Below are 24378 nucleotides of genomic sequence, written 5' to 3'. Positions count from 1 at the left end.
TAATTTTATTATACGAAAAATGGTTTAGGTCATTGAGCATTTACTCAAGACCTAAACCTAATTCAAAAACTATGTTGAACTATTTAAGCTCAACAACAGCTCCTGCTTCTTCTAATGATTTTTTAAGACCTTCAGCCTCATCTTTAGAAACACCTTCTTTTACATTAGATGGTGCAGCATCAACTAAATCTTTAGCTTCTTTCAAACCTAAACCAGTCAATTCTTTAACCGCTTTTACAACTGCTAATTTAGAAGCACCAGCCTCTTTAAGAACAACTGTAAATTCTGTTTGAGCTTCTTCAGCAGCTTCTCCACCACCTGCTTGCATAACTACTGCTGCAGCTGCTGGCTCGATACCATACTCATCTTTTAATATTGTAGCTAAATCATTAACTTCTTTTACTGTCAAGTTAACTAATTGTTCTGCGAATTGTTTCAAATCTGCCATTTTTTCTATCTTTTTAATGATTTGTAATTATATAATTTATTTGTGCGCTTATTTATTCCGCTACCTCACCTTTAGATTCTGCATTGTTTAATAATGCAGCGATTACGCGCTTAGCAGGAGATTGAAGTAATCCGATAATTTCTCCGATAACCTCGTCTCTTGATTTTAGGTTTACTAATGAATCTAAAAGGTTGTCACCAATATAAATTTCGTCATTAATAAAAGCTCCTTTCAAAAGAGGTTTGTCAGATTTTTTACGGAAATCTTTGATAATTTTTGCAGGACCATTAGCCACATCTGCAAAAAATATAGAAGTATTACCCTTTAAAGTTAGTGGCAAATCACCAAAATCTTTATCTGATGCTTCCATTGCTTTTACAAGCAAGGTGTTTTTTACAACTTCTAATTTGATACCCGCTTTAAAACAAGCTCTTCTTAGGTTTGAAGTAGTTTCTGCATTTAATCCAGAAATATCTGCTACATATAAAATGTTTGTACCAGCTAACTTTTCAGTTAAATCTCCAATAGCGATTGATTTTTCTTCTCTTGTCATATCAATTATACAGCTTTAGGATCTAAAGCAATAGCTGGACTCATTGTACTTGTCAAGTGAATAGACTTGATGTAAGTACCTTTTGCAGCAGTTGGCTTTAATTTGATTAATGTTTGAATGATTTCGTGTGCATTTTCCATGATTTTATCAGCATCGAAAGAAATTCTTCCAATACCTGCGTGCACGATACCAGTTTTATCTACTTTAAAGTCGATTTTACCCGCTTTAATTTCAGTTACTGCTTTACCAATTTCCATAGTAACAGTACCTGTTTTAGGGTTTGGCATTAAACCACGTGGTCCTAATATACGACCTAACGGACCTAATTTACCCATAACAGCTGGCATAGTAACAATAACGTCAACATCAGTCCAACCGTCTTTTATTTTTTGTAAATAATCGTCTAAACCAACGAAATCAGCACCAGCTTCTTTAGCTTCAGCTTCTTTATCTGGAGTAACCAAGGCTAAAACTCTCATGTTTTTTCCTGTTCCGTGTGGCAATGCTACCACACCACGTACCATTTGATTCGCTTTTCTTGGATCTACTCCTAGTTTTACTGCGATATCAACTGACTCATCAAACTTTGCAGATGCAATTTGTTTGATTAATACTGAAGCGTCTTTTAAAGAATATAATTTATTCTTTTCAATTTTCGAAACAGCTTCTTTTTGTTTTTTTGTCAATTTTGCCATATCTATTTTTTTAGAGGAGAATCTCCAGTTACAGTTATACCCATAGATCTAGCCGTTCCTGCGATCATGCTCATTGCAGATTCCGCTGTGAATGCATTCAAATCGACCATCTTATCTTCAGCAATAGCTTTAATCACATCCCAAGTAACTGAAGCTACTTTTTTACGATTAGGCTCACCTGAACCAGATTTTAATTTTGCAGCTTCCATTAATTGGACTGCAGCTGGTGGAGTTTTTACAACAAAATCGAATGATTTGTCTTTATATACAGTGATTTGCACTGGACATACTTTGCCGGCTTTATCTTGAGTTCTAGCATTAAATTGCTTACAGAATTCCATGATATTAACACCAGCAGCTCCCAAAGCAGGTCCAACCGGTGGCGACGGGTTCGCAGCACCTCCCTTAACTTGTAGTTTAACTACTTTACTAACTTCTTTAGCCATTTTTTAAAATTTTACATTAATCATTGGAAGCGATTAACGCGGTTTATATATGTAACAAAAAATTATACTTTTTCCACTTGCATAAAACTTAATTCTAATGGTGTTTTTCTTCCGAAAATTTTAACCATAACTTCAAGTTTACGCTTTTCTTCATTTATTTTTTCAACAGTACCATTAAAACCATTAAAAGGACCATCAGTCACTTTAACAGTTTCTCCAACTGTAAACGGAATAGAGCCGTGGTCTGCAGTTACTGCTAGCTCATCGACTTTTCCTAACATTCTGTTTACTTCAGCAATTCTTAACGGAACTGGATCTCCATTTTTTGTTTCGCCAAGAAAACCAATTACACTAGTTATAGATTTTATAATATGTGTTATTTCTCCCGCTAAGTTAGCTTCGACCATAACATAACCAGAAAAATAAACTTTGTCTTTTATTATTTTTTTACCATCTTTTACTGTAACTACTTTTTCGGTAGGAACAAGAACTTGAGAAACATAATCTGACAATTCTAGCCTGTTAATTTCCGCTTCTATATAAGCTTTAACTTTATTTTCTTGTCCACTTACAGCTCTTACAACATACCATTTTTTTACATTAACATCTGCCATGAGGTGATTTTTAAGATTTTATCCAATTAAAAAAACCTGAAACAGCTTTTGCAAAAACAGTATCAACACCCCAAGTAGCTAATGAAAATACAACTGAAAAGATAGCAACAATTATTGCATACTTTTGAGTCTCTTCCCAAGCAGGCCAAGAAACATTAGACTTTAGCTCTTCAAAAGCTTCTGATATATAATTAACAACTTTTGTCATCGTGCTTTATTTTTTTGCACGGGCGGAGGGATTCGAACCCCCATCAACGGTTTTGGAGACCGCTATTCTACCCTTGAACTACGCCCGTTTGTTAAAAAAACCAGTATCGCCGAAATGACGACACTGGGTTTTATATATTCAAAATATGCTTATTCAGTAATTTCAGTAACTTGTCCAGCACCTACTGTTCTACCACCTTCACGGATAGCGAAACGCAAACCAACACTCATAGCAATTGGACTTAACAAAGTAACATCGATAGTTAAGTTATCACCTGGCATAACCATTTCAACTCCTGTAGGCAACATGATTACCCCTGTTACGTCAGTTGTACGAACGTAAAACTGTGGACGGTAGTTATTATGGAATGGTGTGTGACGACCACCTTCTTCTTTTTTCAAGATATAAACCTCAGCTTTAAATTTAGCATGTGGCTTTACAGATCCTGGCTTAATAATAACCATTCCTCTTTTGATATCTTCTTTTGCAACACCTCTTAACAAGATACCTGCATTATCTCCAGCCTCACCTCTATCAAGGATTTGACGGAACATTTCAATACCTGTTACTGTAGAAGTTAATTTCTCAGCACCCATACCAATGATTTCAACTGGATCCCCTGTATTACAGATACCTGTTTCGATACGACCTGTAGCAACAGTTCCACGACCAGTAATTGTAAATACATCCTCAACTGGCATTAAGAACGGCTTTTCAGTATCACGTATTGGCTCTTGGATCCAAGAATCACAAGCTTCCATTAATTCGATAATTTTAGGAACCCAAGCAGGATCATTATTTAATCCTCCTAAAGCTGAACCTTGAACTACAGGACCATTATCTCCATCATATTCGTAGAAAGATAATAAGTCTCTGATTTCCATCTCAACTAATTCTAATAATTCTTCATCATCAACCATATCCACTTTATTCATGAACACTACCATTCTAGGAATACCAACTTGGCGACCTAAAAGGATATGCTCACGTGTTTGTGGCATTGGACCATCAGTTGCAGCTACAACAAGGATAGCACCGTCCATTTGAGCAGCACCAGTAACCATGTTCTTTACGTAATCCGCGTGACCAGGACAGTCAACGTGTGCGTAGTGACGGTTAGCAGTTTCGTACTCAACGTGTGATGTATTAATTGTAATACCTCTTTCTTTTTCTTCTGGAGCATTATCAATTTGATCAAATGATTTTGCTTGACAGTAACCAGCATCAGATAACACTTTTGTGATTGCTGCTGTTAAAGTAGTTTTACCGTGATCTACGTGTCCGATCGTACCAATATTTAAGTGTGGTTTCGAACGGTTAAAGGTTTCTTTTGCCATTTTACTTAGTTTTTAATCTTTAATTATAATATATTAGTGTTCAAATTTTACTTTGTTGAGCCAACTACGGGAATTGAACCCGTGACCTCTTCCTTACCAAGGAAGCACTCTACCTCTGAGCTAAGTCGGCAGAATCCTTGATTTTAGATTTTAGATTTCTAATTTTAGATTTTTTAATCTACAATCTAAAATCTGCAATCTAGAAATTCATTCTAGTGGGGAGAGCAGGATTCGAACCTGCGAAGTTTACACAGCAGATTTACAGTCTGCCCTCGTTGGCCGCTTGAGTATCTCCCCAGACAATTTATGATTTTACTTTTTTATCTTTAGATTAAAACCAAAAATAAGAAACACTAATTCATAAATTAAAACTTTTTATTAATTTTTTCAGTACTGCAAAAGAACAATTTCCAAACGCTTTGGAGTTCAAAATTTTAGAGCCGGCGGAGGGACTCGAACCCACGACCTGCTGATTACAAATCAGCTGCTCTAGCCAACTGAGCTACGCTGGCAAAATAAATAAAAAAAAGTCCGCTATTTCTAACGGACTGCAAATGTATGTATTTTATTTATTAATCAAAACTTTTTTTAAAAAAATTTACCTAAATATGTGCTTTAACTTTTTCTTTTCGTTTTAACAACAATCTTTCTAGAGAGTCTGAAGCTAACTCTACTCCTTCTTCGAATGTTTTGCACTGTTTTTTTACAATGAATTCATCTCCTGGAACGATGACTTTTACCTCAACAATTTTATTCTCTTTGTCACTGGTTTTTTCGACTTTTAGAAACACATCGTACGACACTATTTTGTCATAAAATTTTTCTAATTTAACTATTCTTTCTTCTACAAAATCTACTAGTTTTTTGTCAACATTAAAGTTAACTGCATGAACATTTACCTTCATAATTTTTAAATTTTGGTTAAACAATTTGGAGAATTATTTTTGATTTCGAGGATGCGCATTTTGGTAAACATTTTTAAGTTCAGCTAAACTTGAATTTGTATAAACTTGGGTTGACGCAAGACTTGAGTGACCTAATAATTCTTTAATAGAATTTAAATCGGCTCCGTGATTTAGCATGTGAGTTGCAAATGTATGCCGAAGCATGTGCGGACTTTTTTTTACTTTCTCGGAGACATTACTAAAGTAATCATTTATTAATCGATACACAAATGTTTCGTTAGCTTTATTTCCGTTTGAGAGTAAAATTAAATTTTCCTTGGCTACTATTAATGAAAGTTGTTTTCTTTCCGCCAGATATACTTTTATTTGCTTTATAATTACTGGCAATAGTGGTATTATTCTTTCTTTGTTTCTTTTACCTATAACTTTTATTGTTCCTGCAACTAAATTTGTATTTGATATTTGAAGTGAAATAAGTTCTGACCGACGAATTCCTGTGGTATAAAACAAATCGATAATTAGCTTGTCTCGCAGTCCTTCAAACCCTGCTTTGTATTGTATTTGGGTTAATACTGTATCGAGTTCTGCTTCCGAAAATGGGATTTGTATTTTTTTTGGGGTTTTGAGTGCTTTGTGTTTAGATAGCGGATTTATTTCTATTTGTTTGGTTTTTAATAGAAATTTGTAAAAGGCTTTGAGCGATGCTATTTTTCGGTTTACCGATGTGTTACTCATTTCTGCATCGACCATCGAGACTATCCAGCTTCTTATTAAGGTATAGGAAACTTCTTCGAGTGGCGTATTGTCGAATTTTATTTCTAGGAATGTTTGAAAAAACTGCAAATCTTTGCCGTAAGCTAATGCCGTAAGCGGGGAATAGTTTTTTTCTTTGAGTAAGTAATCTTGAAATTTTTGTTGGTTATTTTGCATAAAAAAAATCGTTAGCATAAAAGTACTAAACTTTTATTACTAACGATTTATATTTGTCAGAAAATTATTTACATATTTTCTAAGCCTTCTCTCATGTTTTGAACATAAGCTGCTTTTTGAATCATCGCTCTGTTTATTACAGATGGCTTGATGAAAGCTTGACGTTTTCTCAATTGTCTTACGACTCCTGTTTTATCAAATTTTCTTTTATAGCGCTTTAATGCTCTATCTATATTTTCTCCGTCTTTAATTGGTATAATTAACATAATATTGACACCTCCTCTCGTTAAGTGGCAAAGGTAGTTATTTTTTTTTGAATTATGATTTTTTCTGTCTGTTTTTTTTTAGCCCAGATAGAAATGGAAAGCTTTTGCAGTTGGCTTGTATTTTTTCTTGACACGAAAAAGCGACCAACGGAAGCTCCTTTTGTGGCTTTGAAAAAAACAGGCCTACAAAAAACTTGGAATGTATAGCTGGAATGGCTTCTAAATGAATTAGAGATTATTTTACCGCTGGTTTGTAGTCTTGTTTTTCGAATATCATTTTTGATAATATTTCTTTAAGGATTTCTGATGTTCCGCCGCCTATTGGCCCTAAACGACTGTCTCGTAATAATCGTGCTAATGGGTATTCTTCCATATAGCCATAGCCACCAAGCATTTGTAGGCAATCGTAAATGGCTAAATCTGCTACTTTTGTAGATTTTAATTTTGCCATTGTTGCTTCTTTAACTACGTATTCGCCTTGGTCTAGTCTGGCGGTTGCTGCATAATTAAATATTTTACAATGTTCGATTTCTGTTGCGTGTTCTACTATGGTGTGTCTTAACGCTTGAAATTTATTAATTGTAGTCCCGAAGGCTTCTCGTTGCGACATGTAGTTTATTGTATATTCAATCGCGTATTCTGCTCTTGCGTGTGCATTGATTGCCATAATTAGTCTTTCGAATGCAAAATGTTGCATGATATAAGGAAATCCTTTTCCTTGTTCTCCCATTAGGTTTTCTTCAGGGATTTCTACGTTGTCGAAGGCGATTTCGGCAGTATCTGATGCTCTCCAGCCTAATTTGTCTAGTTTTGTAGCGGTTATTCCTTTTAGATTGGTGTCAACCAAAAAGATACTTATTCCTTTGTTGCCAAGTTCGGGACTTGTTTTTGCGGCCACTACATAATAGTCGGCATAAATACCGTTTGTTATAAATGTTTTAGATCCGTTAATTATAAATTTATTTCCTTGCTTTACGGCAGTTGTTCTCATTCCTGCAACATCACTCCCGCCAAATGGTTCTGTGACGCATAATGCGCCTATTTTTTCGCCTAATATACTTGGTACCAAATATTCTTGCTTAATGCGTTCGCTCCCTTCGGCATTGAGATGTGTCATGGCTAAATAGGCATGTGCCCACATGGCTGCTGCGAAACCAGAAGATTTTATTTTTTGAAGTTCTTCTAAAAAGATTACTGTGTAAAACAAATCTAGATTTAATCCGCCATAGGCTTCTGGACATTTTAGCCCGAAATAGCCCATGTCACCAAATTTTTTCCAGATAAAACGTTCTATTGTACCTGTTTTTTCCCATTTTTCGATATGAGGAACTACTTCTTTTTGTAAGAAATCTTGCAAACTTTTTCTAAATAATTCGTGTTCTTCTGTAAAATATATTGAATTCATATAATTATACTGTGTATTTTTTTTAATGTTTTAATCTTTTGTTTTAGAATTTCAAATATAAGGCAATAACTTTTATTTTATCAATAGGAAAACCCTTAATTTTTGTTAAATCCTCAATATTCTTAATTCCGTTATTCATACTTCGGTATGTTACTATTTCTTTGGCTAAAGCATATTTAAAATACGGGAATTTTGCTAATTCTTTAGTAGCAATATTATTGATGTCTATTTTATTGATTGTTGTTGTGCCTAGCACTTTAAAATGTGAGTTTAATTGAGTGATGACTTCGGGCGATAATCCCCAGATATCTTGCATTTGATCCATGCTAACAAAGGAACCGAAAACTTCTTTTTGTTTCAGAATTCTATCGGATATAGCATCGCCTATTCCGTATATTTTCATCAAATCGTCTTTTGAAGCTTCGTTGATGTTAACAATTGTAATTTTCTCTTTTTTACTAAAATCTTTGAAATTCGATTTTGCATAAGTTGGATAGTTTTTTTTGTTTGTTACCCAATCTGGAAATTTGAAATACGGTGCAATTATTGCCAGTAAAGAATCTGAAATTTGTGTTACTTTTTGAAATTCTTGTGCAGAATTTACATATTTATTTGTTTTTCTAAATGCTAAGAGCCTGTCTATTTCTGCTGCTTTCATTCCGAGTTTATAGCCTTTAAAATCCGTAATAAAATTAGGGTTAAAAGGATACATTTTATAAGTATCGTTGTTAGAAACTGGTTTTAATGAGTCTATTCCTGTTTGCATTGCCAGCCATTGCTCTTCTTCTTTTGTTGATATTTTTGCGGTTGAAAAATCGACAAAAAAATACAACAATTGCACACTAATTATTAGTACAACTAATATTGTTATACCTATTTTTTGTTCTTTATTGAAAATAAAATACTGCTTAAAACTCATACACTACAAATCGAAAACCGAAGATCTTTTGGCCCGCACTAAATCCTTCAATTTTATTAAAAACCCTAATGTTAAATAAACGCCAAACCATAATCCTGCCGTTACAAAGGAGATGTAAATGAAAAACAAACGTACACTATTTGCTCTCATTCCTAACCTATCAGCAAGACGAGAGGCTATGTGAAAACCTTGTTTTTCGAAAAGATATTTTAGCTTTATAACGAATCTCATTTTTTGCTAATAGGTTATTATGTGTTTGGTTAATTGTCCTGTTGCAACGCTCAGTATGCTTTTTTTGTAAAATTACAAAAAAAATCTAACTATCTGAATAAGTCTAACAATCTGAAATCTAATTTTTTAGAAATGCTAAACCAACAGCACATTGCAAACAGTTGCTTTTGTCACAATATTCTTTTTTAAGCTGAAGCAAAGATTGGGTTTCGAAAGCATTTTTTGTTATGATTCCTACTGATTTAAACTTATCGATAACGGTATTTTTCTCGGCTGTAATTTGCGATAAAAATTTAATATTTTCTTCCGATGTTTCTTTCCCTAAACTTTTTTCGTAAGCAAATCGAAAAGGAATAATAGTATTAATGATAAGCAAATCGACAAATGATTTAGATAGTGATTTTGCCTTTTTTGTGCTTATTTTATCGAAATTATAATGTGTTTGCCAATATTCTGAAACTGAAACTTGAAAAATTTGGTATAATTCTTCTATATTCTTTGCTCTAATTACTTTAGAGAATAAATTTTGATGTGTATGATGCAAATTAGCCAATTGCGATAATCGTATGGTTGGAAAATTATCTGGTCGGTGTTTAAAAAACTGAACTGTATTTACAAAAATACCTTCTAATTGGTATTTATTTTGAATGTAATTCCAGCGAAATTTCAAGTCTTTAAAGTAATTATCTTCTTTGTCTTGTGCTAACAAATTGGCTCGGCCAAAGAAAATTGCTTCTAAATTTTCGACTTCAAAGGCTTCTTTACGAATGATCGAAAACGGGACAGATTGAGCTATTTTGAAAAATGATTCCCCGTTTGTATTCAAACCGAAATTTTTTGCTAAAAAACAAAAAAAAGTCGCTTCCCAATCATTATGATTTTCTAAAAGTAATACTTCAATTGGATTTGATTTTCTTTCCAAACGCTCAAAAAACAAGCGTTCTTTCCAATTTTCGAAAACAAAACTTGGAATGTTTTTTATTTCATTTTCGCAATATATCCATGATTTTGTTGCTTTTAGCTTTTCGTATTGATGAATTAAAGTTGGCGAAACATAGTTTTTTATTTCTAAAACTGGAATTTCGGAGTTGTCTTTTCTAAAGATTGCTGCATCATGTTCCCAAACAACATGCAAAATAACCGAATCGTAATGCTCATTTCGCTCATGATTATGAATATACCAATCGGAAGATTTGAGATGAATTTCTATATTTCCAGCCCATTTCTGGTTATCTATTTCTATTTGTGCATTAAAAAAATCTGGCCCTGCGAGCTGGGTAAAATTTCCAGTATTAAAGATTGATACGTTTTCTCCCGAAGTCGTTTTTAAATTGGTAAAATCAAACTTTTTGTATTGCCAGATATGATGGAGAAAATCTTCTTTCATTTTTAGACTTTAGATAAAAGACTAAAGTAATAAAATAAATTAAGATTGGTTACTAATATTAACAAATAAGGTTACTAATACCATTTTGATATTCAAATTACTGCAATAACAAACACTCGGTGCTTTGTGGGGAATGAAAAATTCTATCAAGTGATTCAGATTATGAGATTTCTCGTTCCTATGCAATGACAATATAGCACCAAATATTAGGGTGTTTTAAAGATTAAAACGGTTATAATTATCGCAACAAATACAATTTCGCACAAGCTCTAGCATCAGACAGGGCTTCGTGATGGTTTAGTTTTATATTCATTTCCTGGCAACAATCACTTAATTTTGTTGGTTTAAATCCTTTGGCTTTGTATATTTTTAGGGTGCATTCCCAACGGTTGCTAATATTTAACGTTTCATAATCTAGCCCGTAAAGTGCCATAGATTTCGCCAGTACGTTGCGATCGAAACTTTCATTATGAGCTACTACTGTTTTATTTTGAAGGCGTTTTTTTATTTCTGGATATACCTCTAAGAACGATTTTGCATTAACGGTATCACGAGGGCGTATCCCATGCACGGCAATCGTAAAAGGAGAGTATTGATTGTTTGGCGGTTTAATTAGCGTAACAAATTCATCGACAATAACACCATTTTGTACAGTTACAATCCCGACTGAACAGGGATGAAATGCGGTTGCAGTTTCGAAATCGATGGCAGTAAATGTCATTTTTGAATGAATTATTTAATTGTTCTTAAATTTATAATAGTGAGGGTTGTGGCAAGTTTTTGTAATATAACTGATTTCTTTGGTGTTTTTTTCCGTTTGAACAATCCTTGATTTCTGACCTAATTTTTCTAATAAAAATCGTTTTTTTATAATCTTGCTGCTCTTACCTTTTCATCATTAGAAGAATGAATTTTACAAAAACGAGATGAATCGCTCTTTCATGATAGAATATTTCTTCAAAATTAAGCGCTTTATTTTTAAAAAAAAACTAATGTCATATAAGGCTTAAGCATATCGCTATTTACTTCATGCAATAAAAAAATATCGTTCGACATTTAGATATCATGAAGCGCATGAAGTTTTTTTATGTGTTCTAGAAACAAAAGATTCGAAAAGGATTTCCTTTTTACCCGAGCCTGAAAGAGCGAACTGCCGAAGCAATTCCTAACACAAAACATTGTAAATAAAAGAATTAAACCCTTTGCTAACAACTAAAAAACAAATATAAAACTAATCTTATGAATATGCGGTTACTATTTTTAATAATATTATTTCCGCCTGATTTATTATAGAACGAAATTCCTGTAATGCTACCAAACTAAGTTGTTATAATATAGCAAAAAACGCTCAAGAATTAAATGTTGAGCGTTTTTTTTGTGTATTGTAATGAATTTAATTTGCTTTATTTTATCGATCCTATAATATCGTGTTTTGTAATAATATGGTGTTTTCCGTTTCCTAAATCGATTAAAACAGCTTGGTTTTCTTTGGTAAACAATTTAGAAACTTCTTCGATTGCGGTGCCTAATTTTATAATAGGATATGGTTTTCCCATGATTTCACTAATGGGTTTATTGGCAATGTTTTGGTCTTCTAGGTAACTTCTAAACAAATCTGATTCATCTACTGAACCTACAAATCCTGTAATATCTATGACTGGGATTTGAGATATTTTGTGTTTACGCATACGCTCGATGGCGTGCGAAACTAGCTCTTGGGTACGAACTATTACTAATGGCTTGTTAATATGATCTTTGATAACATCTTCTGCTTTTGTAATTTCTTGGTCAAGAAAACCACGTTCACGCATCCAATCGTCATTGAACATTTTGCCTATGTAACGACTTCCTGAATCGTGAAACAATACGACAACTACATCTTCTGGTTTGAAGTGTTCTTTGAGTTGCAATAATCCTTTTATTGCTGAACCTGCTGAGTTTCCTACAAAAATTCCTTCTTCTAGAGAAATTTTACGGGTATAAACTGCTGCATCTTTGTCGGTCACTTTTGTAAAACCGTCTATGATGTCGAAATTTACATTTTTTGGCAAGATATCTTCTCCTATGCCTTCGGTGATGTAGGAATAAATTTCGTTTTCGTCGAAAATGCCTGTTTCGTGGTATTTTTTGAAGACTGATCCATAAGTATCTACGCCCCAAATTTTGATGTTTGGGTTTTTTTCTTTCAAATATTTTCCTACGCCAGAGATTGTGCCTCCTGTTCCTACTCCAGATATAAAATGGGTAATTTTACCATCGGTTTGTTCCCAGATTTCTGGTCCGGTTTGTTCGTAATGTGCTGTGGCATTACTGGGATTATCGTATTGGTTTACATACCATGAGTTTGGTGTTTCTTCGCCTAATTTTTTTGATACTGAGTAGTATGATCTTGGATCTGTTGGTTCTACATCAGTTGGGCAAACGACTACTTTTGCGCCTACGGCACGAAGTATATCGCACTTTTCTTTAGATTGTTTGTCAGATATTACGCAAATTAGTTTGTATCCTTTTACAATGGCTGCTAGTGCTAATCCCATTCCTGTGTTTCCTGAGGTTCCTTCTATGATGGTGCCTCCTGGTTTTAGACGACCGTCGGCTTCTGCATCTTCTATCATTTTGACAGCCATTCTGTCCTTTACAGAGTTTCCTGGGTTGAAGGTTTCTACTTTTGCTAGTACTAAGGCATTTACTTCTTTTGTAACGCTATTTAATCGCACTAATGGTGTGTTTCCGATAGTGCCAAGTATGTTTTCTGAGTATTTCATTGTTTATTTTAGATTTTAAAGCCTAATCATTAATTATCGCAAATGTAATGATTTGAATGCTAATTATGAAACCGAATGTTGTTTGCGTGAGGGATTGAGGCGGTATCCTTTTTTGAGGCACGAAAAAAAGATATAGCCGAAAGCCCGACTTGAGGAGGAACGACGAGAGGCACGCCCTAAAGATGCAATTTGATTATTGAAAAAATGTCCAGACTAAACCAAATCTAATAATAAAGTCTTTGTAAGGGTAATTGGGGGCTGAGTAGTAGTTTCTTCCTGTGAAACTTGAGTTTAGATGCTCGGCTTTTAGGAATATTCTGGCTTGACGAACTCGTGCATTGATGAAGAAATCGACCAGTGGAAAATTGCCGATTTTAGTGTTTTCTTGCACGTAAAATTCTCCTATTAAGGGATTGTAGTGGTTTGCGTAGTATTTTGTAAAGGTTTGAAAGGTGAATCCTGTTTGTAAATACATGGCTTTTTTGAAGACGTAATCTGAAAAATATATGGTGTTTCTGGTGACTAATTTGGGTACGTTTAGGATGTTGTTTTCTTGTGTTACTTCTTGAAATAAAATAGTATTGTCGAGGGCAAATTTTCTGAATGTTAGTTCTTTGCTAACTTTTAGTGACAAATAGTTTATTGTTTTATTGTATTGTTTTGGTGTTGAAATTACAATGGTGTCTGAGGTGTCGTTGTTGCTAAAATACAAATAATTGTCTAATCTGGTAAGTTGTACTTGGGCAGATAGCCATTGTGTATTGGCTTTTAGCTTGATGGTATTTGTTTTTTCGTTTTTGAAGTTGTTGTACCAATTGTAATTTACGAAACTGCTTTGATATAATATGTAATTTAAATCTGGGACTTTGCTTTGGTTTGTATATTGTAGGGAGAAATTATTTTTTTCGTTCCATTTGTATTGTGCAGAGAGGTCTAAAGTGGAGAATGTTTGTTTTGAAATTGATTTAGAGAATAGGGCTTCTCCTTTTAGGTTTCGTTTAGAATATAAGTATTTTGCGCCTATGGCATTGAGATTGTCATGGTTTAGGTTTGGTATTGAAACTTGATTATTTGATATTGAAACTCTTTTGTACGAATAATTGTATTGATAGTTTTCTAGGAAAAAATGAATGTCTCCTAGTTTTTTGTTTGAAAAATTAGCGCCTATTTTGTTGTATGTGGTGGTGTTTTTTGTTACATCGAAATAATTTGATGCAAGGTAAGCGTTTCCGAATCTTTTGATTGGAGATTTAGAGCTAAATTCGAACATTTTTGCTTCGTAACTAAACTGATGGTTTATAGCAATATTATGCTCACTGCCTTTGTTATTTAATCTGAAAGAATGGTCTAGAAAGTATCTTTTTCCTTCTAGTAATGATTTGGCGTCTTGAAAATATACGTCTAATCGGGAACGTTTTGAGAATTGAGCGTTGCCAGATTGAAAATCTGAAAGATTAGAAACGCCCCCGTTCTCGCCATTTAGTGCCTCTTGACTGGTGTAATGCAAATTAGCCAAGTACCTCTTGTTTTTTGAAAAATAACTGGCTGTAAACCTAAAGTTTCCTGAGCTTGATAAAGAATTTATATATTTTCCTAGAGAACGCAATCCTTTGTAAGCGATAGAAAAATTGAGTTGTTCTGATGTGTTTAGGGTTATAAACGCATCGACAGATTGTCCTTGTTCTAAAACGGTTTTAAAATACAATTCGGTAATTGGTGTGGCTACCGAGTAATAATTAATGTCTTTTTCATTACTGTAGTTGAAGTGTTTTGCTTTAAACCCAAATTGTGGCAAAGTATTAGATTTGTTTAAACCAAAATCTAGGGTGTTATAAGTATGCCCGTCATTTGCAAATGGCAATAATCCGAAATTATCTTTGCGCAAGTGGTTAAATTTATATTCTTTGTAAATGGTTAACGAAGTGTCTACATAAGTAGTATCCTTTTGTAAAGTTATAATTCTATATTGGTTTATAGGTGCTTTGGGGTTCTCTTTGGGTTTGTCTCGCAATGACTTTTTGATGGTGTCGCTTTTATTTATAGACAATTCATTATCTACTTGAGCAAAAATACTTGTAGTTAAAATGAATAATAAAAATGTAAAAATGTGCTTCATAAGTAATGCGAAATTTATTATGCAAAAATAGGCAATTATTAGACATAAAAAAACCCGCAATAATGCGGGTTTAAAATATTTATAAAGACAATTAGTTTCTTACCCAAAAAGGAGTATAAGCATTAACTGAAAATAAATCTTCTAGTGATACTACTGGAGTATTAGCTCCATTAGCAGAATACTCTGTAGAAGGGTATAATAATCTTCTAGGACTAGTAGAATGCACAGATGCATTAGCTCCTGTTGCTAAAGGATTATTAGGAAATCCTGTTCTAACTTTGTCTAGAAAAGGCTCTATACCATGTATTCCAAATAAAGCCAACCACTTTTGAGTTAATATTACCTGTAATTTATTAGCTGTTCCTGTCCAACCTAGACCTAACATACCATCAACAGAGGTAGTATAGGCAGCTGCGTTAGGTACAATTGCTAATGGCGTATAATTACCATATGGCTTTTGATAAAAATTAAATGACGCAGCAATAGCGCTATTAAATAATGTTTGCGGAATTCCAGAAATATAACCACGTTGTGCAGCTTCTGCTTGTAAAAACAAACTTTCAGCAAGCGTCATGATAAAACCATCTCTAGAAGTAGCATTTTTAAATTTAGATTCATTATCAGCAGCAATTGTAGAATTAAAACCTGTTACTCCTGAACCCAATAAAGAAGGATTCGTTGAAGTAGGTGCAAAACCAGTCCCTTGATCAATTCCGATAATTGTAGTGGCTCTAAACATTCTGCTTCTTCTTGGGTCAACAACAGAAGACACAATTACTCCTGGTTGATTTACAGTACCATTTAAAACTTTTGCAACATAACCCGATGCACATGGCAAACGAGAAGAGTAAACATTCTCTTTTACTACATTACCCGAAACTATACGAGAAAAATTAAGCGCAAAAGGATTATATTGAGCCTCGGTAGAGTTGTTATAACCAGGGTTTATGGTTACATCAGCAGAAACGAAAGGTCTTGAAGCTGCGATTGCTAGATTAGCAGTACGCAAACTAACCATTGCTGGATCTGTAACTTCCGACATTCTTAAGCACATTCTTAATCTAATTGTATTAGCAAATGCAGCCCATTTATCCATATCTCCTTTAAAAACTATATCCTCCGAGCCAACAGCTTTTGCATTTGCATTTGCAAATAAAAGGTTAGCCTCATCAAGATTCTTGAATAAACCTTTATAAACTTCGGTATCTTTATCGAAAGAAGGAGTAGCGTTTACAGTAGCTCCTAAAAAAGCTTTAGAGTATGGAATATTACCATACAAATCTACTAAATAGGCTAAATAATATGTTTTCATGATTTTTGCAATAGCAACATGATTGTCATATTCCCCATTACTAGGAAAATTTATCATGTTTTGAAAATTAGCTACTCCAACATAAATATCATTCCATATAGCTTGTCTAGTGGTAGTTTTAAGATCACCTCTAAATTCTGTTTGGTAAGGATTCGTATAATATGTAGCATTACCTCCCCAAGCATTCGTCATTACACTACCATATTCATTCATAGAAACTGCTTGAGTACGAAATGTAGTAGCCAAAGCAGCGGCTAAAAAACCAGGTGGCTCTACTCTTTCAGTATGCGCAGAGTTTGTAGACTCATTAACATCTAAATAATCAGTACACGAGCTAAATATTACTGGCGATAACGCAAATAATAAGACATAAATTTTATTTTTCATAATTATTAAAAGGTTAAATTAACACTGAATCCAAAAGTTCTAGTAGAAGGATATTGCCCAGTTTGAGAGAATCCACCTGCGTTAAGACTTGTATTTGAAAGCGATGACGTACGTACCGCTCCAACAGATGAATTAGCATTATTCACGTTAGATGCTTCAGGGTCTGAATAATTTCTGTTATTACTAGGTTTGAAAAAATTGTTTTTATCTACAAAAAACACAAACGGATTTCTAGCATTTACTCCAAAACGAACAGACTCTAACTTTAATTTGTCTAAAAATCTTTTAGGCAAATTGTAACTTAATGAGATTTCACGGATTTTTAAAGCAGTACCATCTAAAAGTTGAGCTTCTCCTAGTTTAGAATAATCATTATAATAATTTATTGTATTATCATAAGCAGTTGTTCCTGTGTAATCTCCTCCTGTATAAACAGTAGTGTTTGGAAGACCCGTAGTACTAAGGACAGAATTAGGATAAATAAAACCTACAGTTCTATCATAATCAGCTGATTCTTCAAGATTTCCAACCCAAGAAAGATTATGTTTAACTCCTGAAATAAACGAATTACCCGTTCTATAATCAGCAACAACAGCCAAACGAAGTCCTTTATATGTAAAACTGTTTGAGAAACCTAAAATATAATCTGGATTAACTTGTCCTATAAGCGAACGGTTTACAGAAATTTTTGGCATACCAGTAACAGCATCAACAATTACCCTTCCTTGAACATCTCTTAAATAAGTAGTTCCTTTAATAGAAGGAAATGATTCTCCTACAATAGCATAAGTTCCTGAATTTACATTAGAATTAGAATCATTAGCATGATTGTAAAGTTCAATCTCAGTAGATTCTCCATCTAATTTAGTCAATTTAGTTTGATAAGCTGAATAACTTAACCTACCTTCCCAGGTAAAATTTTCAGTTTTCACAGGCATAAAACCTAAATCGAATTCCATTCCTTTATTAGTAAGATCACCAATATTAGTTTTAAAATTTGCTACACCTTGTGAGGCACGAGAGATACCTTTTTCAGAAATCAAATCAGTAACCTTAGACTGGTATACAGTTGCATCTAATGTTAATCTATTGTCTAGAAATCCGAAACTTGCACCAGCTTCAACTGTGTTAATAAATTCAGGTTTTATTCCTCCATTAGTAGCACCATTAAACTGTGAGTACGAAGTTAAACCTGAAAAAGGGAATCCGTAACCTAGTGGAGATAATTTCTCTACATCGTAAGCATTTACAGCACTAGAGTTACCTACTTTAGCATAATTAACAAATAATTTAAGATAATTTAAAGTTTTTTTATCTTTAAGACCTTCAATTAATTTAGTTGGCACGAAAGACAAACCTCCAGAATAATAATTATAAACGTTATTACTTGAAGTAAGTACAGATGTAGCATCTCTTCTTCCTGTAAGGTTTAAGAATAAGTAATCTGCGTACCCTAAATCTACGTTTCCAAATCCAGAAACTTTTCTTGTTCTGAACATATTATTACTTAAATCTTTTGCCAAATCTATATTTGCTACGTTCTGAAGATTGTACCAACCTGGAATTTGCAAATTTTCACCTCCTTGAGAAATTCTCTCTGAATATTTATCTTGCATATTACTACCCAAGGCAGCTTTAAACGAAACTTTATCAAATAATTTATAGTCAAAATTTAAAAGTAAATCACCATAAAAATTCATAGTATGACTATTACTTCTGTAAAAATTAGATTTTTGACCAAAAGAATAGGCAACTGGAACTGCATCAAAAGAATTTCCAGAGGTAAACCCAGCAGCATTGTGCGTAGTTTGTATACTTGTTTGAGTTTGTACGTTTGCTAAATATGTAACATTAATATGTTTATTAAAAGCATATCCTAAACTAGCTGATACATCAAAGAAATCAGAAGATCTATTTAATCTATTGTTTTTACGTTCCCAAAATGGGTTTTTGTAATAAATATTCCAACCAAAAATACCTGTATTTTCAAAATCTCCTACTGGAATATTTGGAGCTGATTGCAATAGATTAGCTAAAGCATTATCAGCCTCACTTTGCTCGGTTTGAGTAGATACATATCTAACACTACCATCAAACTTCCATTTTCCTATTTTTTTTCCTCCTTTAAACAAGAAAGAGTTTCTTCTAGACCCATCTCCTTCTACAACAAAGTCTTGAACTGATCTATTAGCAGATAACAAAGCATAGCCATCTTCTCCACCAAAATTAAGCGTTACACCATTTTGAGTACTAATCCCATCTTGGTAATAAGCTTTCATATTATCTTTAACAAAACTATAAGGTTTAAGGTCTCCATTAACACCTGTAACTTTCAAAGAACCATCTAAAAGCGAACCCCAAGCACCATTTTCTATAGAAGCGTGATCTCCATCCCAACCTTGACCATACAATGATTGTTTTTTAGGCAAGAAAGAAATCTGTTCCATTTCGATAGACGAATTAACAGATATCGATAATTTACCACCAGCAGTTCCTTTTTTAGTTACTACTAAAATTACACCATTCGATCCTTGATCACCATACAAAGCAGCACCTTGCGCTCCTTTTATAACAGTAACACTTTCTACAACATCAGGTGGTAATTGCGCTAAAGCACTACCTGTAGAGATTGCATTATCTATAACAATTAAAGCTTCTGTGTTTCCAGAAACAGACCTAGGCCCTCTTAACACAATTCTTGTGTTTCCGTTAACACCCCCACTTGAATTATCAATCTGCAAACCTGAAACTTTAGCAGTTAAACTTCTTGCAACATTAGGATTCATTGCTTGCGTTAACTCTCTACTCCCAACTACTTGCTGAACAGAAGTTATCGCATCTTTTTTCTTCTTAATACCCAATGCTCCAGTTACAACAACCTCGCCTAATTGCTTAGCATCATCCTGCATTTTAACACTAATAGAAGCTGAAGCTCCTACTGTTCTAGAAACATCACCCATTCCCATGAATGAAAAAACAAGAACTTCTCCTTGACTAGCCTTGATAGAATAAGTTCCATCGAAACCAGTTGATACGCCACGTTGGGTACCTTTTACCAAAACATTTACACCTGGCATTGGACCATTTGCATCAGTCACAACCCCTTTCACAGTTTTCTCTTGTGCAAAGGAAAGCTGCATAGTTAACGCTACTAATAGCGTAAAAATCCATTTGAACTTTGATCTCATAATTATTTTATTTGAGTTAGTTATTTAGCAAACTTCTTAATAATTTCTTAAATAACCAAACAATAGACCGAAATATTACATATTTTATTTAAGCAAAAAAAAACTAATTATAAATCAGGAATAATAATTACTGGTTTACTAGACAAATAATAATGCAAAAGGTTACGCAAAAAATTATATTTTTGTCAAAATTAAATTTATGTTAAGTTCGTTTTTTTTAACACAACATTTAGAAGCTGGCACGGACGAGGCTGGACGAGGTTGCCTTGCTGGCCCCGTAACAGCAGCAGCAGTTATTTTGCCAGAAAATTTTGAATCGAAAATATTAAATGACTCCAAACAATTATCTGAAAAAACTAGAGAACAATTAAAACCAATTATCGAAGCATTAGCTATTTCATTCTCGGTTACACATCTGGATCCTCTAATTATTGATGAGATAAACATTCTTAACGCTTCACTAAAAGCCATGCAAGAGTGTGTTTTGCAGTTAAATCCTACCCCGTTATACATTATTGCAGACGGAAATCGCCCTTTACTATCTAAGAATAGCTTTAAAAAATGTTCTGGAAAAATATTTACCAATAGAGAAATAGAAATACTACAATCGATACCAAGTAGCAGTATTATAAAGGGAGACTCTAAATACCTGAGCATTGCTGCCGCCTCGGTTTTAGCAAAAACGTATCGTGATGAGTATATGAATACAATTCATGAGGAATTCCCAATGTATAATTGGAAAAAAAACAAAGGATATCCTACTAAAGAACATCGTGAAGCCATTAGAAAATATGGCGTAACAAAATACCACAGAATGACCTTTAGATTACTTCCAGAGCAGACTGTTTTAGACTTATAGATAATAGAACGTAAGATGATTTTTTTTTAAAATCATCGTACAATCGAACAATTGTGTAAAATGTTTTAGGATTTTTTCTTTTACTTCTTCTTCATTTACTTTTTCGACACCAAGCTCTACATTTAATGAGGTAACTGCTTTGCCTTTTATACCACACGGAATTATATTGTCGAAATAACCCAAATCGGCATTTGCATTTAGCGCAAATCCGTGCATGGTTACCCAACGGGAGGCACGAACCCCTAAAGCGCATATTTTTCTTGCAAATGGCGTTCCTACTCCGAGCCAAACTCCTGTTTCGCCTTCGCTTCTTGTACCTATAATATTATATTCTGCCAATGTAAGAATTATCGCTTCTTCGAGTAGTCGCAAATATTTATGAATATCTGTAAAGAAATTTTCTAAATCCAGAATAGGGTAACCTACAATTTGCCCTGGGCCGTGGTAGGTGATGTCGCCCCCTCGGTTTATTTTATAAAAAGTAGCTCCTTTTGCTTCGAGTTGTTTTTCTGATAAAAGCAAATTAGACAAATCGCCACTTTTTCCTAAAGTGTACACATGTGGATGTTCGACAAAAAGAAAATAATTTGGCGTTTGGTCCTGACGTTCTTCTCTCCTGTTTTGAATTTTGATATCTAGCACATTTTGAAACAATTGCTCTTGATAATCCCAAGTTGCTTTGTAGTCTTTGTGGCCTAAATCCTGGAGTTGTATGGTTTTGTTCATTTCTTTTGGAAAGTTCTGAGGTTTTGAAGAACAAAGATACAAAGTTTTAATTGTTGTACATCTATTTTAGATCGCAGATGACACAGATTAAAAGGATTTTCGCAGATTTTTTGAATGTTAAATAACGAATGTTAAATTTTGAACCGTAATGCTGAAATAGCCCTGATAGAAGTGGAAATCCTTTTGTTTTTTCCTTTAAAAAACAAAAGATTGTAACAAATAGCAGGAAATAGCTCCTAAATCTGAAATCTAAAATCTGCCATTTACAATCTTTTATTATCTTTGTGGTCTTAAATAAAATTTACCCATGCAACTTTCCGAACAAGAAATCATTAGAAGAGAAAAACTGAACGCTTTGCGCCAACTAGGAATTAACCCTTATCCTGCAGATTTATTTCCTGTAAATCATACTTCGAAACAGGTTAAAGAAAATTTTGAAGAAGGCAAAAAGGTGACTCTTGCCGGACGATTAATGAGCGTGAGAGACCAAGGAAAAGCTTCTTTTGCTGAGTTGCAAGATAGTGAAGGTAGAGTTCAATTGTATTTTAACCGTGATGTAATTTGTGAAGGTGATGACAAAACGTTGTACAATCAGGTTTTTAAAAAATTGACCGATTTAGGTGATTTTATTGGTGTAGAAGGTGAATTATTTACTACACAAGTAGGTGCAAAATGTATTCGTGTTTCTAATTTTACTTTTTTAAGTAAAACTTTACGCCCGCTACCGTTGCCAAAAACTGATGAAGAAGGTAATATTCACGATGCGTTTAACGATCCTGAATTAAGATACAGAATGCGTTATGTAGATCTTGTGGTTAATCCGCAAGTGAAAGAAGTTTTTGTAAAAAGAACAAAATTATTTACTGCCATGCGAAACTTTTTTAACGAAAGTGGGTATATGGAAGTAGAAACTCCCGTTTTGCAATCTATTGCTGGTGGTGCAGCGGCCCGCCCGTTTATCACCCACCATAATAGTTTAGATATGCCTTTGTACATGCGTATTGCAAACGAATTATACTTAAAAAGATTAATTGTAGGTGGTTTTGATGGGGTTTATGAGTTTTCGAAAAACTTTCGTAATGAAGGAATGGACAGAACGCACAATCCAGAATTTACCGCTATGGAAATTTATGTAGCCTACAAAGACTATAATTGGATGATGACTTTTGCCGAAAATTTATTAGACCATTGCGCTACTGCTGTAAATGGAAGTAGCGAAGTAACTTTTGGCGAGCATAAAATAAGTTTCAAAGCACCCTATGCTCGTGTAACTATGACACAGGCTATTATAGATTTTACTGGTTTTGATATTTCTGGAAAAAGCGAAGCAGAACTTTTTGCTGCCGCAAAAGGTATGGGAATTGATGTTGATGAAACCATGGGTAAAGGAAAACTAATTGATGAAATTTTTGGAGCCAAATGCGAAGGAAATTACATTCAACCAACCTTTATTACCGATTATCCGAAGGAAATGTCGCCGTTATGCAAATCGCATCGTGACAATCCAGACTTGACAGAACGTTTTGAACTAATGGTTTGCGGTAAAGAAATTGCCAATGCGTATTCTGAATTAAACGACCCGATAGACCAACGGGAACGTTTCGAACACCAACTAAAACTTTCCGAAAAAGGTGATGACGAAGCCAATGGTGTTATTGATGAGGATTTTCTTCGTGCTTTAGAATACGGAATGCCGCCAACCTCTGGAATGGGAATTGGCATGGACAGACTAATTATGTTCCTAACTAATAATGCTTCTATACAAGAAGTATTGTTTTTCCCTCAAATGCGTCCTGAGAAAAAACAATTGGAATTAACAGATGACGAAAAACACATTGTTGAAGTTTTGAAAGCTAACGAAGGAATTTCTATTTCTGATTTGAAAGAAAAAGCCGCTTTGAGTGGCAAAAAATGGGATGCGGCCAGCAAAGGAATTACCAAACATGGATTAATGAAAATAGTAGTAGATGGCGATCGTAAAATTGCGGTTCTAAATTAGAGCCTTTTCAAAACACTTATAACATCATAAAAATCTGTTCTTTCGAGCAGATTTTTTTATTTACCAATAAAAATTTTTCGTTTTTTATTGGCTCAATGTCATGATTTTTAAAAAAAATTCTTAAAAAATCGTTTTTTACAAACCTGATAAAAACAAAGTGAAGTTTTTAATATTTTTTGGTAGTTCAAAAAAAAAGTTTAGATTTGATAAATATAACTAATTTATTTATCAGATTATGAAGAAATCACTATTAATATTCGTCTTATTTTTATCATTTTCATTAAGCGCAAATGCTCAAACTGAGAAAAAAATAACTACAAAAGAATTATCTATTGAAGGAAAAGCAAAACAAAACCTTGAGTCTATAACTACCGTTATGAGTATAAACGACCCTGCAATGTCAGAGGCTTTAAGCCAGCTTTTTTATAAAAAACACAAATGGTTAAGCAAAAAAAATATTACAGTTGCTGAAAAACAAAACATCGCAAATGAAATTGATGCTAAATTAAGAGCTACACTAGACTACGAATTAATTCAAAAACTTATAGCTAAAGACATATACAAAGATTTAATAAACTAATATTTAAATACTTGTTAAAAAATGTTTTTATAAAAGGAAATTACTAAAAAAGTGTTTGTTTAAAAAAAATATTGAAACAACTATATAATACCATTTAAAGTT

Annotated in this window: 23 protein-coding genes and 4 tRNA genes; 3 read left to right on the top strand and 24 right to left on the bottom strand. The window is 33.6% G+C overall.

Annotated features, from left to right (window positions below):
* Positions 1-79 precede the first annotated feature (79 nt).
* The 23 genes from rplL to B0A57_RS05785 all read right to left on the bottom strand — a co-directional run bounded on the left by rplL (position 80) and on the right by B0A57_RS05785 (position 20112).
* A complete protein-coding gene (gene rplL / locus B0A57_RS05895; RefSeq protein WP_011963313.1) occupies positions 80-448 on the bottom strand; it encodes a 50S ribosomal protein L7/L12 in 369 nt (122 codons plus the stop codon).
* Positions 449-500: 52 nt separating this feature from the next.
* Positions 501-1001 carry a 50S ribosomal protein L10 gene (gene rplJ / locus B0A57_RS05890; protein ID WP_011963314.1) on the bottom strand — a complete coding sequence of 167 codons (501 nt, stop codon included), beginning with the start codon at positions 999-1001 and terminating at the stop codon, positions 501-503.
* A 5-nt stretch (positions 1002-1006) separates the two neighbouring features.
* On the bottom strand, positions 1007-1696 hold the full coding sequence (gene rplA / locus B0A57_RS05885) for a 50S ribosomal protein L1 (protein WP_011963315.1): 690 nt from the start codon (positions 1694-1696) through the stop codon (positions 1007-1009).
* 2 nt (positions 1697-1698) lie between these two features.
* Complete coding sequence (gene rplK / locus B0A57_RS05880) at positions 1699-2142, bottom strand: 50S ribosomal protein L11 (RefSeq protein ID WP_011963316.1); 444 nt, start codon at positions 2140-2142, stop codon at positions 1699-1701.
* Positions 2143-2204: 62 nt separating this feature from the next.
* Entirely contained in the window at positions 2205-2756 is a 552-nt protein-coding gene (gene nusG / locus B0A57_RS05875; protein WP_011963317.1) for a transcription termination/antitermination protein NusG, read from the bottom strand.
* 10 nt (positions 2757-2766) lie between these two features.
* A complete protein-coding gene (gene secE, locus B0A57_RS05870; RefSeq protein ID WP_011963318.1) occupies positions 2767-2964 on the bottom strand; it encodes a preprotein translocase subunit SecE in 198 nt (65 codons plus the stop codon).
* Positions 2965-2981: 17 nt separating this feature from the next.
* A tRNA-Trp gene (locus B0A57_RS05865) sits at positions 2982-3052 on the bottom strand.
* 61 nt (positions 3053-3113) lie between these two features.
* Positions 3114-4301 (bottom strand): elongation factor Tu, encoded by a 1188-nt coding sequence (gene tuf, locus B0A57_RS05860; protein ID WP_011963319.1) that lies wholly within the window; start codon positions 4299-4301, stop codon positions 3114-3116.
* A gap of 58 nt (positions 4302-4359) precedes the next feature.
* Positions 4360-4431: transfer RNA gene (locus B0A57_RS05855), tRNA-Thr, on the bottom strand.
* Positions 4432-4517: 86 nt separating this feature from the next.
* Positions 4518-4598 (bottom strand) — tRNA-Tyr (locus B0A57_RS05850).
* A 141-nt stretch (positions 4599-4739) separates the two neighbouring features.
* A tRNA-Thr gene (locus B0A57_RS05845) sits at positions 4740-4813 on the bottom strand.
* A 90-nt stretch (positions 4814-4903) separates the two neighbouring features.
* Positions 4904-5206 (bottom strand): ribosome hibernation-promoting factor, HPF/YfiA family, encoded by a 303-nt coding sequence (gene hpf / locus B0A57_RS05840; RefSeq protein WP_011963320.1) that lies wholly within the window; start codon positions 5204-5206, stop codon positions 4904-4906.
* A 33-nt stretch (positions 5207-5239) separates the two neighbouring features.
* Positions 5240-6136, bottom strand: coding sequence for a tyrosine-type recombinase/integrase (locus tag B0A57_RS05835; protein ID WP_034099150.1), 897 nt, complete (start codon positions 6134-6136; stop codon positions 5240-5242).
* A gap of 68 nt (positions 6137-6204) precedes the next feature.
* Positions 6205-6402 (bottom strand): 30S ribosomal protein S21, encoded by a 198-nt coding sequence (gene rpsU / locus B0A57_RS05830; RefSeq protein WP_011963322.1) that lies wholly within the window; start codon positions 6400-6402, stop codon positions 6205-6207.
* Between the two features lie 235 nt (positions 6403-6637).
* Positions 6638-7807 carry an acyl-CoA dehydrogenase family protein gene (locus tag B0A57_RS05825; RefSeq protein ID WP_011963323.1) on the bottom strand — a complete coding sequence of 390 codons (1170 nt, stop codon included), beginning with the start codon at positions 7805-7807 and terminating at the stop codon, positions 6638-6640.
* Between the two features lie 43 nt (positions 7808-7850).
* Positions 7851-8726 carry a helix-hairpin-helix domain-containing protein gene (locus B0A57_RS05820; RefSeq protein WP_034099152.1) on the bottom strand — a complete coding sequence of 292 codons (876 nt, stop codon included), beginning with the start codon at positions 8724-8726 and terminating at the stop codon, positions 7851-7853.
* 3 nt (positions 8727-8729) lie between these two features.
* The gene (locus tag B0A57_RS05815; RefSeq protein WP_011963325.1) at positions 8730-8957 is read right to left on the bottom strand and encodes a hypothetical protein; all 228 of its coding nucleotides are present in this window, start codon (positions 8955-8957) and stop codon (positions 8730-8732) included.
* 118 nt (positions 8958-9075) lie between these two features.
* On the bottom strand, positions 9076-10344 hold the full coding sequence (locus tag B0A57_RS05810) for a DUF2851 family protein (RefSeq protein ID WP_011963326.1): 1269 nt from the start codon (positions 10342-10344) through the stop codon (positions 9076-9078).
* Positions 10345-10582: 238 nt separating this feature from the next.
* Complete coding sequence (locus tag B0A57_RS05805) at positions 10583-11065, bottom strand: 3'-5' exonuclease (protein WP_011963327.1); 483 nt, start codon at positions 11063-11065, stop codon at positions 10583-10585.
* Between the two features lie 682 nt (positions 11066-11747).
* The gene (locus B0A57_RS05800) at positions 11748-13109 is read right to left on the bottom strand and encodes a pyridoxal-phosphate dependent enzyme (RefSeq protein WP_034099154.1); all 1362 of its coding nucleotides are present in this window, start codon (positions 13107-13109) and stop codon (positions 11748-11750) included.
* Between the two features lie 193 nt (positions 13110-13302).
* Positions 13303-15225: a putative porin gene (locus tag B0A57_RS05795; protein WP_034099157.1), complete on the bottom strand. Its 1923-nt coding sequence runs from the start codon at positions 15223-15225 to the stop codon at positions 13303-13305.
* 91 nt (positions 15226-15316) lie between these two features.
* The gene (locus tag B0A57_RS05790; protein ID WP_034099159.1) at positions 15317-16924 is read right to left on the bottom strand and encodes a SusD/RagB family nutrient-binding outer membrane lipoprotein; all 1608 of its coding nucleotides are present in this window, start codon (positions 16922-16924) and stop codon (positions 15317-15319) included.
* A 5-nt stretch (positions 16925-16929) separates the two neighbouring features.
* Positions 16930-20112, bottom strand: coding sequence for a SusC/RagA family TonB-linked outer membrane protein (locus tag B0A57_RS05785; RefSeq protein ID WP_052079081.1), 3183 nt, complete (start codon positions 20110-20112; stop codon positions 16930-16932).
* A 199-nt stretch (positions 20113-20311) separates the two neighbouring features.
* On the opposite strand from B0A57_RS05785, the gene B0A57_RS05780 reads away from it, so the two are divergent.
* Positions 20312-20971, top strand: a complete 660-nt coding sequence (locus B0A57_RS05780; protein ID WP_011963332.1) for a ribonuclease HII — start codon at positions 20312-20314, stop codon at positions 20969-20971.
* Here the strand turns inward: B0A57_RS05780 and lipB are convergent.
* Complete coding sequence (lipB, locus tag B0A57_RS05775; protein WP_034099161.1) at positions 20966-21697, bottom strand: lipoyl(octanoyl) transferase LipB; 732 nt, start codon at positions 21695-21697, stop codon at positions 20966-20968. The two genes, B0A57_RS05780 and lipB, sit on opposite strands and share 6 nt — an antisense overlap.
* Positions 21698-22004: 307 nt before the next feature.
* On the opposite strand from lipB, the gene lysS reads away from it, so the two are divergent.
* Positions 22005-23696 (top strand): lysine--tRNA ligase, encoded by a 1692-nt coding sequence (gene lysS / locus B0A57_RS05770; RefSeq protein ID WP_034099163.1) that lies wholly within the window; start codon positions 22005-22007, stop codon positions 23694-23696.
* Between the two features lie 235 nt (positions 23697-23931).
* The gene (locus tag B0A57_RS05765) at positions 23932-24276 is read left to right on the top strand and encodes a hypothetical protein (RefSeq protein ID WP_011963335.1); all 345 of its coding nucleotides are present in this window, start codon (positions 23932-23934) and stop codon (positions 24274-24276) included.
* Positions 24277-24378 lie beyond the last annotated feature (102 nt).

The organism is Flavobacterium psychrophilum DSM 3660 = ATCC 49418, from assembly GCF_002217405.1.
Lineage (GTDB): Bacteria > Bacteroidota > Bacteroidia > Flavobacteriales > Flavobacteriaceae > Flavobacterium > Flavobacterium psychrophilum.
The sequence above is the reverse complement of the archived record's forward strand: the minus strand, read 5'-3'. Positions and strand labels throughout refer to the sequence as shown.

Bases quoted from the DNA above. Each gene is read 5' to 3' on its own strand.
- B0A57_RS05800 (WP_034099154.1), bottom strand. From the start codon at position 13,109: ATGAAATACTCAGAAAACATACTTGGCACTATCGGAAACACACCATTA.
- B0A57_RS05810 (WP_011963326.1), bottom strand. From the start codon at position 10,344: ATGAAAGAAGATTTTCTCCATCATATCTGGCAATACAAAAAGTTTGAT.
- rpsU (WP_011963322.1), bottom strand. From the start codon at position 6,402: ATGTTAATTATACCAATTAAAGACGGAGAAAATATAGATAGAGCATTA.
- B0A57_RS05790 (WP_034099159.1), bottom strand. From the start codon at position 16,924: ATGAAAAATAAAATTTATGTCTTATTATTTGCGTTATCGCCAGTAATA.
- B0A57_RS05835 (WP_034099150.1), bottom strand. From the start codon at position 6,136: ATGCAAAATAACCAACAAAAATTTCAAGATTACTTACTCAAAGAAAAA.
- B0A57_RS05795 (WP_034099157.1), bottom strand. From the start codon at position 15,225: ATGAAGCACATTTTTACATTTTTATTATTCATTTTAACTACAAGTATT.
- nusG (WP_011963317.1), bottom strand. From the start codon at position 2,756: ATGGCAGATGTTAATGTAAAAAAATGGTATGTTGTAAGAGCTGTAAGT.
- hpf (WP_011963320.1), bottom strand. From the start codon at position 5,206: ATGAAGGTAAATGTTCATGCAGTTAACTTTAATGTTGACAAAAAACTA.
- B0A57_RS05765 (WP_011963335.1), top strand. From the start codon at position 23,932: ATGAAGAAATCACTATTAATATTCGTCTTATTTTTATCATTTTCATTA.
- B0A57_RS05805 (WP_011963327.1), bottom strand. From the start codon at position 11,065: ATGACATTTACTGCCATCGATTTCGAAACTGCAACCGCATTTCATCCC.
- tuf (WP_011963319.1), bottom strand. From the start codon at position 4,301: ATGGCAAAAGAAACCTTTAACCGTTCGAAACCACACTTAAATATTGGT.
- B0A57_RS05780 (WP_011963332.1), top strand. From the start codon at position 20,312: ATGTTAAGTTCGTTTTTTTTAACACAACATTTAGAAGCTGGCACGGAC.
- B0A57_RS05825 (WP_011963323.1), bottom strand. From the start codon at position 7,807: ATGAATTCAATATATTTTACAGAAGAACACGAATTATTTAGAAAAAGT.
- rplL (WP_011963313.1), bottom strand. From the start codon at position 448: ATGGCAGATTTGAAACAATTCGCAGAACAATTAGTTAACTTGACAGTA.
- secE (WP_011963318.1), bottom strand. From the start codon at position 2,964: ATGACAAAAGTTGTTAATTATATATCAGAAGCTTTTGAAGAGCTAAAG.
- rplJ (WP_011963314.1), bottom strand. From the start codon at position 1,001: ATGACAAGAGAAGAAAAATCAATCGCTATTGGAGATTTAACTGAAAAG.
- lipB (WP_034099161.1), bottom strand. From the start codon at position 21,697: ATGAACAAAACCATACAACTCCAGGATTTAGGCCACAAAGACTACAAA.
- B0A57_RS05815 (WP_011963325.1), bottom strand. From the start codon at position 8,957: ATGAGATTCGTTATAAAGCTAAAATATCTTTTCGAAAAACAAGGTTTT.
- lysS (WP_034099163.1), top strand. From the start codon at position 22,005: ATGCAACTTTCCGAACAAGAAATCATTAGAAGAGAAAAACTGAACGCT.
- rplK (WP_011963316.1), bottom strand. From the start codon at position 2,142: ATGGCTAAAGAAGTTAGTAAAGTAGTTAAACTACAAGTTAAGGGAGGT.
- rplA (WP_011963315.1), bottom strand. From the start codon at position 1,696: ATGGCAAAATTGACAAAAAAACAAAAAGAAGCTGTTTCGAAAATTGAA.
- B0A57_RS05785 (WP_052079081.1), bottom strand. From the start codon at position 20,112: ATGAGATCAAAGTTCAAATGGATTTTTACGCTATTAGTAGCGTTAACT.
- B0A57_RS05820 (WP_034099152.1), bottom strand. From the start codon at position 8,726: ATGAGTTTTAAGCAGTATTTTATTTTCAATAAAGAACAAAAAATAGGT.